General features: G+C 61.1%; 13 protein-coding genes. 8 read left to right on the top strand and 5 right to left on the bottom strand.

The features are described from left to right. Positions 1 to 141: 141 nt before the first annotated feature. The 6 genes from F1529_RS08945 (at position 142) to F1529_RS08920 (ending at position 9,350) form a co-directional block, all read left to right on the top strand. Entirely contained in the window at positions 142 to 1,362 is a 1,221-nt protein-coding gene (locus tag F1529_RS08945; protein WP_155133932.1) for a hypothetical protein, read from the top strand. 10 nt (positions 1,363 to 1,372) lie between these two features. Then, the gene (locus tag F1529_RS08940; protein WP_007150953.1) at positions 1,373 to 1,990 is read left to right on the top strand and encodes a class I SAM-dependent methyltransferase; all 618 of its coding nucleotides are present in this window, start codon (positions 1,373 to 1,375) and stop codon (positions 1,988 to 1,990) included. Positions 1,991 to 2,214: 224 nt separating this feature from the next. After that, complete coding sequence (locus F1529_RS08935; RefSeq protein ID WP_155133929.1) at positions 2,215 to 3,417, top strand: HAMP domain-containing histidine kinase; 1,203 nt, start codon at positions 2,215 to 2,217, stop codon at positions 3,415 to 3,417. Further along, positions 3,414 to 4,034, top strand: a complete 621-nt coding sequence (locus F1529_RS08930; protein ID WP_155133926.1) for a response regulator transcription factor — start codon at positions 3,414 to 3,416, stop codon at positions 4,032 to 4,034. The genes F1529_RS08935 and F1529_RS08930 overlap by 4 nt, the downstream gene beginning before the upstream one ends. Positions 4,035 to 4,086: 52 nt before the next feature. Continuing rightward, the gene (locus F1529_RS08925) at positions 4,087 to 5,847 is read left to right on the top strand and encodes an autotransporter assembly complex family protein (protein ID WP_230457745.1); all 1,761 of its coding nucleotides are present in this window, start codon (positions 4,087 to 4,089) and stop codon (positions 5,845 to 5,847) included. After that, positions 5,844 to 9,350, top strand: a complete 3,507-nt coding sequence (locus F1529_RS08920; protein WP_370456988.1) for a translocation/assembly module TamB domain-containing protein — start codon at positions 5,844 to 5,846, stop codon at positions 9,348 to 9,350. Before F1529_RS08925 ends, F1529_RS08920 begins: the two co-directional genes overlap by 4 nt. A gap of 158 nt (positions 9,351 to 9,508) precedes the next feature. Here F1529_RS08920 and F1529_RS08915 read toward each other — a convergent pair whose 3' ends face one another. After that, entirely contained in the window at positions 9,509 to 9,916 is a 408-nt protein-coding gene (locus F1529_RS08915; protein ID WP_155133923.1) for a PaaI family thioesterase, read from the bottom strand. A gap of 147 nt (positions 9,917 to 10,063) precedes the next feature. On the opposite strand from F1529_RS08915, the gene F1529_RS08910 reads away from it, so the two are divergent. Further along, positions 10,064 to 11,776, top strand: a complete 1,713-nt coding sequence (locus F1529_RS08910) for a proline--tRNA ligase (RefSeq protein WP_155133920.1) — start codon at positions 10,064 to 10,066, stop codon at positions 11,774 to 11,776. Between the two features lie 280 nt (positions 11,777 to 12,056). Here F1529_RS08910 and F1529_RS08905 read toward each other — a convergent pair whose 3' ends face one another. After that, entirely contained in the window at positions 12,057 to 13,094 is a 1,038-nt protein-coding gene (locus tag F1529_RS08905; RefSeq protein ID WP_370456987.1) for a DUF4062 domain-containing protein, read from the bottom strand. A gap of 263 nt (positions 13,095 to 13,357) precedes the next feature. Between F1529_RS08905 and F1529_RS08900 the strand changes: the two genes are divergently transcribed. Then, on the top strand, positions 13,358 to 14,104 hold the full coding sequence (locus F1529_RS08900; protein WP_007149533.1) for a ParA family protein: 747 nt from the start codon (positions 13,358 to 13,360) through the stop codon (positions 14,102 to 14,104). A gap of 134 nt (positions 14,105 to 14,238) precedes the next feature. Here the strand turns inward: F1529_RS08900 and F1529_RS08895 are convergent, their stop codons facing one another. The 3 genes from F1529_RS08895 to chrA form a co-directional block, all read right to left on the bottom strand. After that, positions 14,239 to 15,933: an acyl-CoA dehydrogenase family protein gene (locus F1529_RS08895; RefSeq protein WP_155133917.1), complete on the bottom strand. Its 1,695-nt coding sequence runs from the start codon at positions 15,931 to 15,933 to the stop codon at positions 14,239 to 14,241. A 102-nt stretch (positions 15,934 to 16,035) separates the two neighbouring features. Then, positions 16,036 to 16,686 (bottom strand): TetR/AcrR family transcriptional regulator, encoded by a 651-nt coding sequence (locus F1529_RS08890; protein WP_155133914.1) that lies wholly within the window; start codon positions 16,684 to 16,686, stop codon positions 16,036 to 16,038. A 95-nt stretch (positions 16,687 to 16,781) separates the two neighbouring features. Further along, a complete protein-coding gene (chrA, locus tag F1529_RS08885) occupies positions 16,782 to 17,918 on the bottom strand; it encodes a chromate efflux transporter (protein WP_155133911.1) in 1,137 nt (378 codons plus the stop codon). Positions 17,919 to 17,974: the final 56 nt, after the last annotated feature.

The raw sequence follows: 17,974 nt of genomic DNA, 5'->3' as shown, positions 1-17,974 counted from the left end.
ACTCCTGCTGACAAACTCATACTGAGCAGAACTTGTTCACTTCCCGCCTGCGTGGCATTGTTAGGTCACAACCAAGGGCTATCGGGGCCCGGCGAACCTGTTCGCCTACAACACACAACAACAACAAGAGCTGTAAACATCATGGCAGCATATTTTGTACCGTTCTGGCGCTCTCTGTGCCTGATCGCGCTTTGCGCTATCAGCTTGCAAGTCCATGCGGCCCGCGATGACGAGGCCGACGACGAGATGGATGAAGTCACCCCGGAAGAACTGCAAATGCAGGAAATCCCGGTGGATGAACGCATCTTTGTCGAAAAATGGAATGAAGTGCCCTACAAGAAAAGCTACTTCACCTATACCGACAAACAGATCCGCGACAAATGGGAATACCTGATGCGCGGCCTGAAGGTGCCCTACCCGTCCGCCGCCTACATGAAGGAACAGTTCGAAAAGTACCCCTTCATGAAAGAAGACATCGAGGGCTGGAACGGTGATTATCAGGTGCTGGAGGCCCGCAGCCTGCAGGTATGGCGCAAGTTCTTTGCCGGTGACTTCCAGGAAGCCCGCGAAGAAGGCCTCAAGCTTGGTCCCATCGGCAAGATCCCTGCCCTGTTTTCCCAGCTGATGTACGCCATCTACCTGGCCGATCGCCAGAGCACCAAATACATGATGCTCCAAGACGTGGCCAACCAGGCGCAAGAGTACTTTGATGACATGGAAGAAGCGGCCGACGATCCTGCCGTGGCCCCCATTGTTGCCTCGGTGAAACTCGGTTACGCCTACGCCATTGCCCGCATCGCGGAAGAATCCCCGGTGCCCGTGGTGGTCGCCCGTCGCTATATCGGCAAGATCAAGAACAGCGCTGAGGAAGTGGTTGAGATCATGCCCGACCAACCGCTGGCACATGCTTTCCGCGCCGGCGTGGACGCCGGCATTATGCGCCGGGTGGGCAAGTTCACCGGCCGCATGACCTATGGCGCGCGCACCACCACGGTGGAAGAATCCTTTGCCGACGCCCTGACGCTGGCTCCGGATATTCCCATCGTCAATTACGAATACGCCAACGCACTGATCTACATGAACCGCAAGCGTGACCTGAACGAAGCGATCAGCTACCTGGAAAAAGCCATGAAGATTCGTCCGGAATATTCCATGGATGCGCTGGACGTCATGTACTCCTACAAGCGCCTGCAGGAAGTGCGCCTGTATGCGCTCAACTTCCGCAGCTTCCGCAAGTTCGAGAAACTGCGTCGCAAGTACAGCAAAAAGACCGACCGGAACCTGACCAGCATTATCAGCGACCCGCTGAGCATGGATATGCTGAACAACCCGGACAAATACATCCTGCCCGAGCGCAACTAACAGGCAACGCATGTCCTTTTATGAAGACAAGCTGTTCCCGGTATTACTGGATTGGGCCACCCGCCCGGTCTACCGGGACCGGCAACGTCTGCTGGCCCAGGCCAGCGGCCGGGTATTGGAGCTGGGCGTCGGCACCGGCGCCAACTTCCCTTTCTACAGCCATACCGCCACCGAAATTCATGGCATTGAGCCAGCCGGCGGGCTGCTCTCATTGGCCCGTGACAGTGCCCAACAGTGCGATTCGCCCGAACGATTTCATCTGCAAGAAGGCGATGCCCAACAGCTCCCCTATCCCGATCAGCATTTTGACACGGTGATTGCCTGCCTGGTGTTCTGCACCATTCCGGACCCGGATCAAGCGGCGAAAGAGGCCTTTCGCGTCCTCAAGCCCGGCGGCACACTGCTGTCACTGGAGCATGTACTCAGCGAACGCCCCTGGATTCAACGCCTGCAAAAAACCCTGAATCCAGCGTGGAAACCGCTGGCTTGCGGTTGTCAGCTCACCCGCGATACCGCTCGTATTTTCCAGCGTGCGGGTTTTCAGGCCGAGACCGCCCGCCAGCACCGCCATCCCAAACTGCCCGCCTTTGCCGGCGAGCTATACGAAGGGCGACTGCTGCGGCCTTGAAGAGCAGTAGAAAGTTCAAAGTGTAAAGTTCAAACGCGATGATAATTTCGTGCCGACACTGAAAAGCGTTCCTTCGCGCTGCGGCACTGTGTGCGGGTGCTGAGCCATGGAATGGCACGGCGCTATGACGCGCTTTTCAACTTTACACTTTGAACTTTCAACTCGCCCTCACCCGGGCAAACTGCCACACCTCCCCGCGCCGATTTACCGCTACAATAGCCACCATGGATAACCGCCCTCCCTTATTGAACTGGCGCCTGCGACTCATCTGGTTGCGCAGCCTGCTGGTACTGGCCATCACCCTGGCCCTGATCGTGCTGCAACGGTTCGGCCATACCGGCTATCAGTTGGCCGAACTGGGCTGGCTGGGCGCGTTGTTGCTGCCCAACCTGGTCACCCTGTTCACCCGCAAGGTCCACGGTCGCCGCCACAGCCAATTATTGACGCTGGAGCTGGCCATGGACGTGGTGCTGTTTGCCGGCCTGATCCAGGGCTTTGGTGGTGCCGGCAATCCGCTTTCATTCTACTTGCTGGTCCCCGCCCTGATGGCCTCGCTGACTCTGCCCATGACAGGGGGACTGTTGGTCGCCCTGCTGGCACTGGGCGGCTACATGGTGTCGCTGAGCTGGTATCAGATGCCCGCCATGAACAGCCCGCTACACGCCCTCAGCCACCAGCTCAGTGGCCTGCACAGTGCCGGCATGGCCGCTGTCTTCATTGCCCTGCTGGTCATGCTCAGCCTGCTCGGGCAGGTCATCCAGCGACTGATGCGACAACAACAACGACAACAGGAACAGGCACTGGATCTGGCCGGGCGCCGTGAGCACATGTATCAGGTAGCCGCGACCCTGGCGGACCAGGCCCATGAACTGAATACCCCGCTGGGCACACTGGTGATGCTGGCAGACAATCTTCTCCACGCCCCTGAAATGCCCGATTCCCTGCGTCCGGAAGTCGAGCAAATGGACCACCTGGCCCGCAACGTGGCCAGCCGCCTGAAACAAGGCACAGCCACCCAGCTGGAATCCGGCCTGCCTCTCAGCGTCCTGATCCAGCAGTTACAGCAGCATTTGCGTCATCTGGCACCCACCCTCAGCGTGACGCATGCGCTGGAAACGGACCCTCAAGTGGCCGACAGTCAGAGCTGGTTCCGGGTACTGTGCAATCTGGGCTACAACGCCATGGACGCCGGCGCCACGCGACTGACCATCACTGTCAGCGACCATGCACCCCTCTATCGGCTCCAGCTCAGTGATGATGGCCCGGCCCACCCGGATTCAGAGCGCGAAGGGCTGGGCATGGGGCTCACGCTGGTGCACTCCAGCCTAGCGCAAATCGGTGCCGAGCTGGAAATGGACTTTGGCCACAGCTGGACCCAGGCGCGGATTCACTGGCCGCAAACCGACAGCCCGGGAGCCGCATCATGAACAACGCCTCTCTCAGCCGTCAGCTGTTGCTGGTAGAAGACGACGACTTGCTCGCTGAACAAACCGCCCGGGCACTAAGCCGCCATGGTGCCCAGGTCCATGTGGCCCATGATCGCGAGCAGGCATTGCAGCTGATCGCGCAGCTCACCGCCCAAGACACCCCGCTGGACGGCGCGATTCTGGACCAGAACCTGGGCAGCGATAATGGCCTCGACCTGATTGAACCGGTCCGCCAGCAGTTCCCCCTTTGCCGGGTGATCCTGTTGACCGGCTACGGCAGTATCGCCGCCGCCGTCGCCGCCACCCACCGTGGCGCCCACAACTATCTGACCAAACCCGCTGGCGCCAACGACATCCTGCAGGCACTGGATGCCGACCCGGCCAGCCAAGCGCTGCCCCTGCCAGACAGCCCGCCCTCACTGCAGCGGCTGGAATGGGAACATATCCAGCGCACCCTCGACGCCCACGGCGGCAATATCTCGCGGGCTGCAGACGCCCTTGGCATTCACCGCCGCACCCTGCAACGCCGGCTGAAAAAACGGCCCAGTGCCAGCGACTATTCACGTGACAACCAGCGAGAAAACCCGCACCACAAGGTTGACCCGCCAGGCAGTTAAGGTTCTCGTTCCCCCCGCCCTTGGCTTACACTGTGGGCTGACGTAAACAGGGATGCAGAGCTTGGCGCACCATCGATACCACAATCGGCAGAGCAAGACGTTCATCCTGATGCTGCTGATGCTGTTTCCCGCCCTTGCGTTCGCCAAAGACACGCCAAACCTGCACATCACCGGCAACGCCAGTGAGGCGGTGGCCAACAACATTCGGGCGCTGGTGGACCTGTCTCGCTATCCCTGCCGGCCCCCCCGGGCCCAGTACGGCCTGATCCGCCGGCAAATCATTGCCAACAGTACCGATGCCCTGCAGGCCATGGGCTACTACGACAGCCAGCTTTCCCTGTCCGCCGATGAAAACGGCGACTGCGTCAGCGTGACCCTGGACGTGAACACCGGCCCACCAGTGATACTCAAACACGTGCAAGTGGAAATCACCGGCGATGCGGCCCAGGATCCGGCGTTCACCAGATTGGTGGAGCAGGCGCAGCTGGCCACCGGTCAGCGGCTGCAACATGACCGCTACAGCAACCTGAAAAAGAGCCTGCAACAGCACCTCATCAGTCGCGGTTACGTCCACGGCGAGCTGACCACCCACACCCTCAAGGTGGACACAAAAGCCCACCGGGCCAGCATTACGCTGCATGTGGACAGCGGCCCGCGCTATCACTTCGGTGAAGTCACCGTTAGCGGCAGCGTACTCAATCCTTCATTGATTAACGCCTATGTCAGCTTCCAGGAAGGCGAGCCCTACGACAGCGGCCGCATGCTGGAAACCCAGCAATCGTTTCTTGGTGCCGGCTACTTCAGCGCCGTGCGGGTACAAAAAGGGGAACCTAACGACACCACCCGCCGGATTCCCGTCAGCATCGCACTGACGGACAACAACCGCTGGTCGCTGCTCACCGGTGTCGGCATCAGCACCGATACCGGGCCACGGGTCCGGCTGGGGGTAGAGAATCGCCGGGTCAACAAGGCCGGCCACCGCTTCCGGGCGGAGACCGAGTTGTCCGAAGTGCAGCAAGGGGCCGGGGCCAGTTACCAGATCCCGCTGAAGGACCCGCTCCATGAACGGCTGGACCTGCACACCAGCTTCGTCAACGAAAACACTGACAGTAATGAAAACGAGCGCTGGAGCACCGGGGCGGATTATATCGTCGAACTGGAAAATCGCTGGGTGGCCACCACCTCCCTGGAATTCCTGCGTGAGACCTACCAGATCGCCGACCAGGTGGATCAGGCCGAACTGCTGATTCCCGGTTTCCAGTTAAGCCGCGTCAAGGCCGACGACCCGGTCTACCCCACCTTCGGGTGGCGCCTGAACACCGCCGTACGGTTCGCCGATCAGAACCTGTCATCCACGGCCTCCTTCTTGCAACTCACCAGCGGTGGCAAGATTCTCTTTCCCTTGCTGGGCGGGCGCGTTTTGATGCGCACCGATCTGGGTTACACCGAGGTCAATGATGTGACCGAACTGCCAGCCTCCATCCGCTTCTTCGCCGGTGGCGATTCCAGCGTGCGCGGTTTCGCCTATGAATCCCTGGGCCCGGAAGACAGCAACGGCGACGTCATCGGCGGGCGTCACCTGGCCACCGGCAGTCTGGAATACGATCACCCGCTCACCGAGAAATGGCACTTGGCAGCTTTCACCGATGCCGGCAACGCCTTCAACGATTTCGATGCCTTCGAGCCGCGCCACAGTGCCGGCATCGGCATCCGCTGGCGCTCGCCACTGGGGCCGATTCGCCTGGACATTGCCCGGGCCGTGGACGAGCACCGCGACTGGCGCCTACACCTGAGCATGGGGCCGGACCTGTGATCGGGCGCGAACCTCAAAACGGCTTTGCCCTGCGCTCCGTCCTGGCCCGCAGCTTGCTGGTATTACTCAGCCTGTTGCTGGCCTGTCTGCTGGGCCTGACGCTGCTGCTGGGCACCGCCACCGGCAACCGCTGGCTACTGGAAAAAGCCTCCCCCTTTATCCCCGGCGAACTCAGCCTGGGCGAATGGCACGGCAGCCTGCTCAGCGGCATCACCCTCAATGACATCGACTACCGCTATCAGGGGCTGACCGTGACCCTGGATCAGGTCAGCGCCGACATGGTGCCACGAGCCCTGTTCAGTGGCTGGCTGGAACTGGAAAGCCTGTCCCTTGGCACCCTGCACATTACGCTTGCGCCCGGAGATGACACCGAGCCGCAACCGGCGGCCCTGCCAGAGAGCCAGGCACTGCCCTTCGGGATACGTATCGACCGGTTAACCGTGGATGCCTTTCAGCTGAACGACACGGTACTGGTCAGCAAGCTGGAAGCAGACAGCCTCGCGGCCTGGCGACGCTTCCAGATCGCCCGCCTGCACACTCACACCCTGGCCGGTGCCAGGGTGCAGGCCACCGCCCAGGGCAAATTGACCGCCCCCTTCGATGTGCAAGGCACCGCTAGCTGGCAGCTGCCACTGCCCGACACCGATACCTTGCAGGCACAACACGCCAGCGGCCAACTCACCCTGGCGGGCCCACTGAGCCAACTTCAGCTGCACCATCAGCTTACCGGCCCGGTGGAAATGCAAAGTCAGGGGGAGTGGCGGCTCAAGGATGAGCAATGGCAAATCGCCCTGCACCATCGCTGGCCAGCCCAGCCGTTGCCGCTTGCCTTGCCGCAGCCTTTGTCGCTGGGCAAAGGCGAACTGGACACAAGCGGCCCGCTCGACGCACTGCGCCTGAACGGCCACACCGGCTTGTCCAGCGGTGAGCGCAATGTAGCCATCACCGTGGACAGCGTCCTCATTCCCGGCGGTATTACCCTGCATGAATTCACCGTACAGGACGGCGACCAGACGCTGGCCAGCAACGGCCAGGTGATGTTCAGCCCATTAAGCTGGGATCTGGATCTCAGCGGCGACCTCAACACCGCCCTGCTGCACCCGCTCTTCCCCGGCCAACTGGCCATCGACGGCCACAGCCAGGGGCAATGGGACGGCGATCGCTGGACCCTGTCGCCCAGTGAGCTGTCGTTGCGCGGCCAGGTGCGCCAGCAGGCACTGTCATTCACCAGCACCCTGCAAAGCCAGACGCCCGATGGCAAACAACAATTGCAGCTGAACACCCAGGGCAGCTGGGGAGACAACCAGCTTCAGGCCAGCGGCCAGGTGTGGCCACAGTGGCAACTACGCAGCAACCTGACACTGGCACGCCTGCAGCAATTATACCCGGGGCTGAGCGGGAATCTGGCTGGCCAGATTCAGCTGCAGGGCACATATAGCGACCCGGCACTCAGCGGCCAACTCACCGGCAATACCCTGGGCTGGCAGGACTGGCAGATAGCACAGGTGCAAAGCCGGTTCTCACAACTGCGCCTGCCGCAAACCTCGCACCGCGGTGACATGGCGCTAAGCCTGACCGGCAGTCAGCTCAAACAAGGCAACACCGAACAGGTCAGCACCCTCTCCGTCACCGTCAACGGCAGCTGGGGCCAGCATCAGCTCAAGGCTGAAGCGAGCCGCGCTGAGGTGAGCCTGGAAACCCGCTTGCATGGCGGCATCGACCCGGCGGCCACCGCATGGCAAGGCACCCTCTCCGGCACCCGGCTGCAACACACTCGCCTGGGGCAGTGGCAACAGGACACGGACAGCAGCTTGCGTGTCTCTGCCCAATCGCAATCACTTGCTCCATTCTGTCTGGTACAGGCTCCCAGCCAGCTGTGCCTGCAGGGCAGTCATACAGCCAACGCCCAAAACAGCGTTGACGCAGAGCTACGCCTGGCAGATCTACCACTGGCCCTGGCCAATAGCCTGCTCGGCCCCACCCTGAGCCTGCAGGGCGCCGTGAATGCCGACATCACCCTACGCGGCCCGCTGGACAAGCCCGATGGCCAGTTCTCCCTGCAAACCCGGGACGCCAAGATCACCGTTAACACGGCAGATGCCCCTCCCCCGGTGGAGATCGAAGCGCTCACCGTGCAAGGCACGCTCGCCGATCAACGACTCAGCAGCAACCTGACCCTGACCACCGCGCTGGGCAATGCTCACGCGCAACTCGAACATGGCCTGGCACTGGACTCGTCGCTGCGAGGTGACGTGGATTTCACTCTGAACAGCCTGGCCTTTGTGGAACTGTTCACCGCCGACCTCCGCGAAGTGCAGGGCCGTATTCACGGCGACTTTTCCCTGGCCGGCACGGTCCGTCAGCCCATCATGAACGGCGCCATCAAGCTGCAGAACGGGCAAGCGCTGATTCCTTTTCTCGGGATCGATATCGCCGACTTGCAGGTGGCCATTCAGGGCAATCCCCAGGGCAAACTGGACATCACCGGCTCCGCTCAGATGGGCACGGGCACTCTGAATCTGAACGGCACGGTGGATCCCGGCGAGAAAAACATCCCCCTGCAGCTGACACTTGGCGGCGAACGCCTGCTTGCCGCTGACCGGCCCGATGCCCGCATCCTGCTAACGCCGGATCTGACCCTGGCGGGCGACCTGGAAGGGCTGAACCTGACCGGCGCCCTGGCCATTCCGGAAGCCGAAATCCGGCCAGTGGAAATTCCGGAAGGCGCCATCACGGTCAGCAACGATCAGGTGCTGGTGCATCAGGAAGGCGACAGCAACAGTCAGCTGCCACTGGGTATGGATGTCACCCTGACATTGGGTGACAAGGTCCACTTCAAGGGTTTCGGGCTTGACGCCATGCTCGGCGGCACACTGCAGGTTGAGCAGAAACCCCAGCGGCCACCGCAACTCAATGGCGAGCTGGTGATTCGCGAAGGCCGCTACCGGGCCTACGGCCAGAACCTGGCCATCAGCGACGGCCAGCTGATTTTCCAGGGGCCACCGGACAACCCCGGCCTGGATATTCGCGCCATCCGAAAAATCCCCAGCGAAGGCGTAGTGGTGGGTGTGCAGTTGAGTGGCACCCTGCAAGAACCCAGTGCATCTCTGTTTTCCGACCCCAGCATGGAACAAAGCCAGGCCATGTCCTACCTGCTCACCGGCCGCCCACTGGAAAGCGGCTCCAAGAGCGAGGGCAACCAGATTGCCCAGGCACTGGCGTTATACGGGCTGGAAAGAGGCAGCGGTGTCACCGAAAAGATCGGCGACAAACTCGGTGTGGATGACATCAGCGTGGGTAGCGACTGGGAAAGCGACGACGCGGCACTGATGCTCGGCAAACAACTCTCCGAACGGTTGTATCTGACCTACGCGGTGGGCCTGTTCGATGCCATTTCCACCGTCATCCTGCGCTATACCCTGACCCGAAGCCTGCACCTTGAGGCCCGCTCCAGCAGTGAATCGAACAGCATCGACCTGATCTGGGAAAAAGAATTGAGGTAAAGGAACGCGGCAAGCTACAAGCATCAAGCTGCAACGCGGGTTGGGGCAGTGCCACACTGTGACCGCCCTGCCCGCGAAACTCAGTTGAAAGTTCAAAGTGAAAAGGGAAACTGGGTGAGGCGTCCCCGTTACCCTATCCCGTTTTTGCAGCTTGCAGTTCAATGCGGCAGCGCATAGGTCCCGGTGACGTGGGCAACCATTTCATCGTTGCCCTCACTGAACAGCTGCACTTCCAGCACCGCAGCGCGACGCCCCAACCGCAGAATCACCGCCTCGGCAATCAGGTCCGCCGGGGCCGGGCGTGACAGGAAATTGATATTCAGGTTCTGCGTCACCGCCATTTCCACCCGACCCAGCTCACCCAGGATCGCCGCGTACATGGCCGCATCCGCCAGCCCCATCATGGTCGGCCCGGAGATACTGCCACCTGGGCGCAAGGTCGACGGCCGGAACGGCGAACGCACCCGCGCCCGCCGCGCCCCCACTTCCTCAATCCGCAACCCTTCTTCCGAGGCCGCTGGCAGGCCCTGGTAAATGACATCCTGCACCTGCTGCGCATTCAGCATATCCATCTCTCAATCAATACGGTAAAACCTCAAGCATACGAGAGCTCGCCAGATAAACACAGTGCGGGAAACGCCGGATGACTGGTTAGCAATGCCCTTTGGCCATAGAATGGAGGGCTATCGAATCAACTGGCCGAAGACATCTTTATGCGCACCTCCCAGTATTTGCTTGCTACCGTTAAAGAAACCCCGGCGGACGCCGTTGTGACCAGTCACCAGCTGATGTTGCGGGCCGGCATGGTGCGCAAACTGGCTTCCGGCCTCTATACCTGGCTGCCATCCGGGTTGCGGGTACTGCGCAAGGTGGAGCAGGTAATTCGTGAGGAAATGGACCGGGCCGGCGCGCAGGAAGTGCTGATGCCAGTGGTGCAGCCCATGGAACTGTGGGAAGAATCCGGCCGGGCGCCGGCCTATGGCCCGGAGCTGCTGCGCATTACCGACCGCCACAACAACCCTTTCTGCCTGGGCCCGACCCATGAAGAAGTGATCACCGACATGGTGCGCAACGAGCTGCACAGCTACAAACAGTTGCCGGCCAACTTTTACCAGATTCAGACCAAGTTCCGTGACGAAATTCGCCCACGTTTCGGCATCATGCGCTCGCGGGAATTCATCATGAAGGATGCCTATTCCTTCCATACCAACATGGATTCCCTGGCAGACACCTACCAGATCATGCACCGGGCCTACTGCGCCATCTTTGATCGGCTGGGCCTGGATTATCGCCCGGTGGAAGCCGATACCGGCGCCATCGGCGGCGCCGCCAGCCATGAATTCCATGTGCTGGCCGAGTCCGGTGAGGATGATATCGCCTTTTCCGATGGCTCCGACTACGCCGCCAATGTGGAACTGGCGGAGGCGCTGGCCCCTGCCATAGAGCGCCCGGCGCCCGGCGCCGCCATGGAAAAGGTGGATACCCCCAATGCCAGAACCATTGAGGAACTGGTGGCCCAGTTCGATCTGCCCATCGAGAAGACCATCAAGACGCTGGTAGTGAAAGGGGCCGAAGAAGGCCAGCTGGTAGCATTGCTGGTACGTGGCGATCACGAACTGAACGATATTAAAGCCGAGAAGCTGGAGGCCGTCGCCACGCCACTGGAATTTGCCAGCGAAGATGAGATTCGCAAAGCAATAGGTGCAGGCCCCGGTTCACTGGGCCCCGTAGATCTGCCATTTACGGTCATCGCTGATCGCAGCGTGGCGGTGATGAGCGATTTCGGTGCCGGCGCCAATGAAGATGGCAAACACCACTTCAACATCAACTGGGAACGGGACGTGGCCCTGCCACAAATCGCCGACCTGCGTAATGTGGTCAATGGTGATCCCAGCCCGGATGGCACCGGCACCCTGAGCATCAAACGCGGCATCGAAGTGGGGCATATTTTCCAACTCGGTACCAAGTACTCCGAAGCACTGGGCGCCACCGTGCTGGATGAAAATGGCAAATCCGTGGTGATGCCCATGGGCTGCTACGGCATCGGCGTGACCCGCGTGGTGGCCGCCGCCATTGAACAAAACAACGACGACCGGGGCATCATCTGGCCGGAAGCCATTGCCCCGTTCCAGGTGGCCCTGATTCCGGTGAACATCAAGAAAAGCCCCCGGGAGCGTGAGCTGGCAGAAACGCTCTACGCCGAGCTCACCGCTGCCGGTATTGAGGTGATCTTCGATGACCGCGAGAAGGAACGCCTGGGCGTCAAACTGGCTGACAGCGAACTAATCGGCATCCCCCATCGCATCGTCATCGCCGAGCGTGGCATGGACAACGGCGTGCTGGAATACAAGGGACGTGGGGATGCAGACAAGACCGAAGTGCCGGTGGATGAGGTGGTGGCGTTCATCAAATCCAAACTTGGCTAACCACACCTGTAGGAGCACCGTTCAGGGTGCGAACCTCGCGTAGCGAGGAATCGTCCGCAGGACGATCAAGCATCAGAACACTCGACAGGTGTTTAACAAAGCAATAAACAAAGAGGCCGCGCCCAACCTTTGGGCGCGGCCTCTTTGTTTATTAAAACTGGAAATGAATAAAGTCTGTTTGAAATCCGGGATTCCTGATCGTCCTACGGACGATACCGTGCTACGCACGGTTCGCGCCTCAAGATACGCTCCTACAGCGGCTCCGAAAAGAAGCTTCAGTTTAAAGCTTCACAGTCCTTTTCACTGCCATCACCTGACTCATGGTGTTGTCGCCATGGGCGGTCAACTGCCAGAGCGGCAGGCCACGGCTGTCCTTTTCTGCCGACCGGTTGATCAGCCCCAATGCCCGCAGATGGATTTTCACCTGATTAAAGGCATGGGCTGCCAGCACCACATTGCGCACGGCGTGGGCTCGAGGGAAATCGTTCTGCACATCCCCCAGAGCCTTGCGGCCGATAAAATCTTCCAGCGCTTTCTGCAACACCGATTCCGCCGCCGGGTTCAACATCAACGGCGCCACACAGGAAAAGGCCTGATCCCAGCTAATCTTGGTGGTCACCATGGCCAGCTTGCAGTCACCGCCTTCATACACATTGCAGGAATAATCCAGCGCCACCTGGTCCCCGGCACGGGCCAGGGTCTTCAAGGGGGGGCGCGCCTGGCTGAGCGCTTCTTCACGCTCTTTTTCCAGCAGTTCAATGCGCGCCTTGAGCGCCTCCGCCTGGGCACCACCGCCCTCGCCCGCCTGATCGGCACGCACCCAACCCACTGCATGGTGTTCACGCATCAGGTGGGGAATCACCTTGCCAGCCAGCTCGTTCAGGCCTGCTTCAGTACTCCAGCGATAGCACGTCACCTTCTCTTCCAGCAGGCGCACAAAATCGTCACGGCGCACCTGACCATCCCGGGTCGGCTCACGCTGCGCTTCCGGCAAGGCGGAGGGATTTTCATGGATAAAGGCAATTATCGGTTTGCGCTTGGTGGCGGCGAAGATGTACTCACGGTGGATCTCGCTGAGCCCCATCGGCGACAGGGTGCCGTAACGGCCGCCCACAATCAGGATGAAATAATCACTGGTTTCGATCAGCTTCTGGATCACCGGCAACAGGGTATTGCCGTCCGCCGCCGCACTATCCAGGCCGGTAGGAATCAGCCCGTGCTCCAGCATGGGCAGTATCAGTGCCTGGCGCGCGCCCTGCATATCAGGGAACGTGGCGCTGATAAAGACTTGATAGCGTTTGTTGGCTGTCGCGCTCACCCTGATCAAAACCTCTTTCTTTGTTATTCCGGCCCGCCGGGCCGTGCCTGTGGAGGGCTATTAAAGCGCCTGAATGCCCTGATCACAAGCCAGCCCGCTGACCCAAAAGCCGGGTCTGGCCACGACATGGGACATTTCACCGGTTCGTGCTAGCCTGAGCCCAGCCTATAACGCGGCCGGGGCCGCTATAATGGCTGGTCGCGCGGGCAGGCAGACGGGAGCCCCGGGCACTCCACTCTCAAAGCTTACAGGAAAGGGACGCCATGCAAACCATTGCCTTTTACAACCTGAAAGGGGGCGTAGGTAAAACCACCACCGCAGTCAACGTGGCCTGGCACGCTGCACGCTGGAAACACCGCACCCTGCTCTGGGACCTGGACCCGCAAGGTGCCGCCAGCTTTTACCTGGGGGTGGACGATGGCGATGGCTACAAGGCCGCCAACCTGATCAAGGGCAAGCAGCCCATTGGCCGCCTGAAACGGGAAACCCGCTGGGCCAACCTGGATGCGATCCCTGCCGACCTGTCCATGCGCAATGCGGATATCAAGCTGCTCGAGAATGGCGGCGCCAAAAACCGCCTGAAACAGCTCATTGCCCCGCTGGGGGAAAGCTACGAACTGGTAATCCTGGACTGCCCGCCCACCCTGAGCCCGGTGGCGGAAAGTATCTTTGCCGCGGTGGATTACCTGTTTGTCCCGGTCATCCCCACCCACCTGTCTGTGCGCGCCTTCCAGCAGGTGCTCGACTGGATCGACAGCAAGAACTACAAGAACCTGACCGTAGTACCGTTCTTCAACATGGTCGACCGCCATCGCGACCTGCACGTGGAAATGCTGGTGAAACGCCCCAAGGCCATGAAGGGCGGATTGAAAGGCTGGATTCCCTACTCCACCCACGTGGAGCAGATGGGCGACCACCGGGCCCCGGTCGGCGAATTCGCCCCCTACACCCCCTCCGCCCAGGCCTTCCGCGCCATGTGGTTCGAGATTGCGGGGAAACTGAAACTCTAATTAATAGCTGGCGCGAGCCCGCTCCAGGGTGTTTGAAACGCAAGAGGCCGCGTCCAGTATCTGGACGCGGCCTCTTTGCTTTCGGAATCAGAAACTCCTGATCCGCGACGTTATTAATTATTCATTATTAACTATTAATTGCCTTCCCACGGGTTTGCCCGCTCAAGAATCTCCCCCAGATCCAGCCCTTTGGGCAAGGTGCCGTAGTTGCGATCCCCATGCTCACCCAGTCGCGAAGCAATGAACGCTTCAGCCACGGCGGTATTGCCGGCGGCCACCAGCTGGCTGGCCTGCATGGTCAGTGATACCCGATCCACGATATCCCGGGCCCGGTATTCAGCCTCATCCATATCGCTGAATTCGCGCTTGAGCGCGTCCACGGCCTTGTCCAGACGGGCATCACTCCCCTGGGTCTTGGCCAGTTCCGCAAACCAGGTATCCAGCACTGCCGGCGTTTTACCGAGGGCGCGAAGCATATCCAGCGCTTGCACATTGCCGGAGCCTTCCCAGATCGCATTGATTGGCGCTTCGCGATACAAGCGTGCCATGATGAAGTCCTCCGTCACGCCGTTGCCACCCAGGCACTCCATAGCCTCGTAGGCATGGAACGGGGTGCGTTTGCAAATCCAGTATTTGCCGGCGGGCAAGCCCAGACGCAGCAGCAGGCTTTCATGGCTGTTGGACGGGTCCAGTGTGGACTGATCCAGCGCTTCGCCCATGCGCATGGCGATGGCCAGGGAACCTTCCACTTCCAGCTGCAGATCCGCCAGCACATTACGCATCAAGGGCTGGTCCAGAAGCGTTTTGCCGAAAGCTGCACGCCCGGCCGCATGGTTCACGGCCTGGGCCACCGCCTGACGTTGCCCCGATGCCGATCCGATCATGCAATCGAAGCGGGTCATCGCCACCATTTCGATAATCGCCGGCACCCCACGGCCTTCTTCGCCGACCAACCAGCCCAGCGCACCGCGCAACTCGATTTCCGAGGAAGCGTTGGACACGTTACCCATCTTGTTTTTCAGGCGCTGCACCTGGATCGGGTTCTTGCTGCCATCCGGGCGCCAGCGCGGCACCAGAAAACAGCTCAACCCGCTTTGCGTCTGCGCCAGCACCAGAAAGGCATCGCACATGGGTGCAGAGGTAAACCACTTGTGCCCAACCAGCTCATAGGCCTCACCCGGCCCTTCATTGCCAATGGCGGTAGCAACGGTGGTGTTGGCACGCACATCGGAACCGCCCTGCTTTTCCGTCATGCCCATGCCAATGGTCAGCGCCTGCTTCTCGGTATGGGGCACATTGCGCGGGTCATAGGCGTTATTGAGAATCTTGGGTAACCACTCCTTCGCCAGTGCCGGCGTCAGGCTGATGGAGGGCACCGAGGCAAACGTCATGGTCAGCGGGCAACCGTGACCAGCGTCGACCTGCGCCTGTAAATAGCTCTGCGCTGCCCGGGCCACGTGTGCACCTGGCTTGGGGTTTGACCAAGGCGAGGAGTGCATGCCGGACTCCAGCCCCAGGGCCATCAACCGGTGGTAGGACTCGTGGTATTTCACCAGGTCCACCCGGTACCCCTGACGATCGTGGGAAAAAAACTGTGGCTTGTGTTCGTTGGCCAGAAAGCCCCATTCGATCACCTCGGCACTGCCGGTGCGGGCACCGTGGGCAGACAGGGCATCCTCCGCCCAGCCCGCGCCATGGCGGGCCACCGCCTCGCGCAGGGCCGTATCGTTGTCGTAAGCGTTGTAATCTTCCAGCGCCCGGGCCTGGTTGAAGACCTCATGGGTCTGGGCCAGCGGGTCCGCTTTCAGGGTATCGTGCTTGGCATTCATATGAGCTCTCCCGGTTTATTAACGCAGCGTGTTTCACGCTTCATGCAACAAGCTCCACGCCCCACTCCCCACACAGGGAAAGCGCGCTGCCGTTGCCGCTTTTTACGCAGTCTGTTGCTGCTGAATAGCTTGCGCCTGCGCCCGGGGAGCACCCACCGCGCGCAGACAAAATTGGGTCAGGGATTCCGCCAGGCTGGCCTTGGGCAGCGGTTCGGACAGCGGCCCCACCAGCGCCTCAGCAATGGCACCCACCAACGCGGCGGCACTGACGGCTGTGTCCTGCAGCGGCAGGGAGCCCTGGCTGACACCGTCACTCAGCAGTTGCTGGTACAGCTCGGCATAACGCTGACGGTAGATCAGACGCTCCGCGTCCACGGCCGGGTCTACCGGCTCGGCGATCAACGACCAGGCCAGCGTGGGCGCGGCTTGCGCCCGGCGTACAAACACCTGCAGCACGTATTCCAGCCGCTGGGCAAAATCGCCGTCTTGCTCCATGGCCTGGGCCACCGCCGCCACTTCCCGCTCGGTGGCCAGGCGAAACACCTCCGCCGCCAGCATCGCCTTGTTGTCGAAATAGCGATACAGGGTGCCCACGCCAACGCCAGCCTGGCGGGCCAGCGTCTGCATGGTCAGCCCGGCAAAACCGCTGTCACGCACCAACTGCTCTGCATTACGCAGCAAGTGGGCACGCTGGGCCGCCTTGCGGGCTTTCACATTGTCGGTTTCCCGGTACGCCATAAACGGAATCCACATTCATTTCTTAAAAGAAGTGAATCATGATTCCGACTTTCGAGCAAGCACCACCTGTCGCGCGGCTCGATGCGGCAGGAGCGTCGCTAGCGACGCGCCTACAACAAGCCTGCCAACACCCCCAGCGCCGCCATGCCCAGCACCATCCCCCACAAGGGCACCGTCTTGCTGCGCAGCACCACGAATCCCGCTACCACGATCAACAGGTCCCACCCATCATGCACCGCAGAGACCAACACCGGCTGATACAGCGCCGCCAGCAGCAACCCGACCACCGCCGCATTGATCCCCGCCACCGCACCGGCCAGTGCCGGGCGGGAGGACAACCATTGCCAGCCTTCCATCATTCCCAGCACCAGTAAAAAACCGGGCAGAAAAATCGCCAGTGTGGCCAGCAAGGCGCCCCACCAGGGGCTGGCTGGCAGCAAAACCGCCCCCAGGTAGGCAGCCAGCGAGAACATCGGGCCAGGCACCGCCTGGGCAGCCGCATAACCGGTAAGGAACGAGTCCGGGCTCATCTGTGGCCCCACCAGCTCCTGCAACAATGGCAACACCACATGGCCACCACCGAATACCAGCGCACCGGCGGTGAAAAAATCATTCCAGAGACCCAGCAGCCGCCCGGCGGGCAGCACCGCCAACAGTGCCAGCAGCACCAACAGCCCCAACGGCAACCAGCGCCAGACCGGCTTGCCCTGCAACGGCTCCACGTTTGCGGGCCGCAACCAGTGCCAGCCCACCGCTGCCGCCAGCAGCAGGGCCACCACTTGCCCCCAGAGCGCAGGCCAAAGCAGCAGCAACAGAGCCACGCCCAGTGCCAGCCCCCTGGTCAGCGGGGCCGTACAAAAGCGCGTACCCATATTCCACACGGCATCGGCCACTACCACCACCGCCAGCCACTTCAGGCCTGTGACAACACCGCCCTGGAGCCACTCCGGCAGTGCTGCCGCATACATGGCCAGCAGTGCCATCAACAAAAAGGACGGCAAGGTAAAGCCCACAAAGGCAACAAAAGCCCCCGCCACGCCACCGCGCACCCGGCCAATGGCAAAACCCAACTGGCTGGAGGCCGGACCCGGCAGAAACTGGGTGAGAGCCAGCAAGCGGGCAAAGTCCGCCTCGCTCAACCATTGCAGTTGCACCACAAATCGCTGGTGAAAATACCCCACATGGGCCGCCGGGCCGCCAAAGCTGATCAACCCCAGCAGCAGAAACTGGCGAAAAATTTCTGTCATCACCTACACTCTTTCCCATCTACAGGCCCAGAACGCTACCACACCGTCATGGCAAT

The sequence above is a fragment of the Alcanivorax sp. VBW004 genome, from assembly GCF_009718865.1.
Taxonomy (GTDB): Bacteria; Pseudomonadota; Gammaproteobacteria; order Pseudomonadales; family Alcanivoracaceae; genus Alcanivorax.
The sequence above is the reverse complement of the archived record's forward strand: the minus strand, read 5'-3'. Positions and strand labels throughout refer to the sequence as shown.

Coding starts and splice junctions, on each gene's coding strand:
- F1529_RS08915 (WP_155133923.1), bottom strand. CDS start 9,916: ATGCTGAATGCGCAGCAGGTGCAGGATGTCATTTACCAGGGCCTGCCA.
- F1529_RS08925 (WP_230457745.1), top strand. CDS start 4,087: ATGCAGAGCTTGGCGCACCATCGATACCACAATCGGCAGAGCAAGACG.
- F1529_RS08935 (WP_155133929.1), top strand. CDS start 2,215: ATGGATAACCGCCCTCCCTTATTGAACTGGCGCCTGCGACTCATCTGG.
- F1529_RS08900 (WP_007149533.1), top strand. CDS start 13,358: ATGCAAACCATTGCCTTTTACAACCTGAAAGGGGGCGTAGGTAAAACC.
- F1529_RS08895 (WP_155133917.1), bottom strand. CDS start 15,933: ATGAATGCCAAGCACGATACCCTGAAAGCGGACCCGCTGGCCCAGACC.
- F1529_RS08910 (WP_155133920.1), top strand. CDS start 10,064: ATGCGCACCTCCCAGTATTTGCTTGCTACCGTTAAAGAAACCCCGGCG.
- chrA (WP_155133911.1), bottom strand. CDS start 17,918: ATGACAGAAATTTTTCGCCAGTTTCTGCTGCTGGGGTTGATCAGCTTT.
- F1529_RS08930 (WP_155133926.1), top strand. CDS start 3,414: ATGAACAACGCCTCTCTCAGCCGTCAGCTGTTGCTGGTAGAAGACGAC.
- F1529_RS08940 (WP_007150953.1), top strand. CDS start 1,373: ATGTCCTTTTATGAAGACAAGCTGTTCCCGGTATTACTGGATTGGGCC.
- F1529_RS08945 (WP_155133932.1), top strand. CDS start 142: ATGGCAGCATATTTTGTACCGTTCTGGCGCTCTCTGTGCCTGATCGCG.
- F1529_RS08890 (WP_155133914.1), bottom strand. CDS start 16,686: ATGTGGATTCCGTTTATGGCGTACCGGGAAACCGACAATGTGAAAGCC.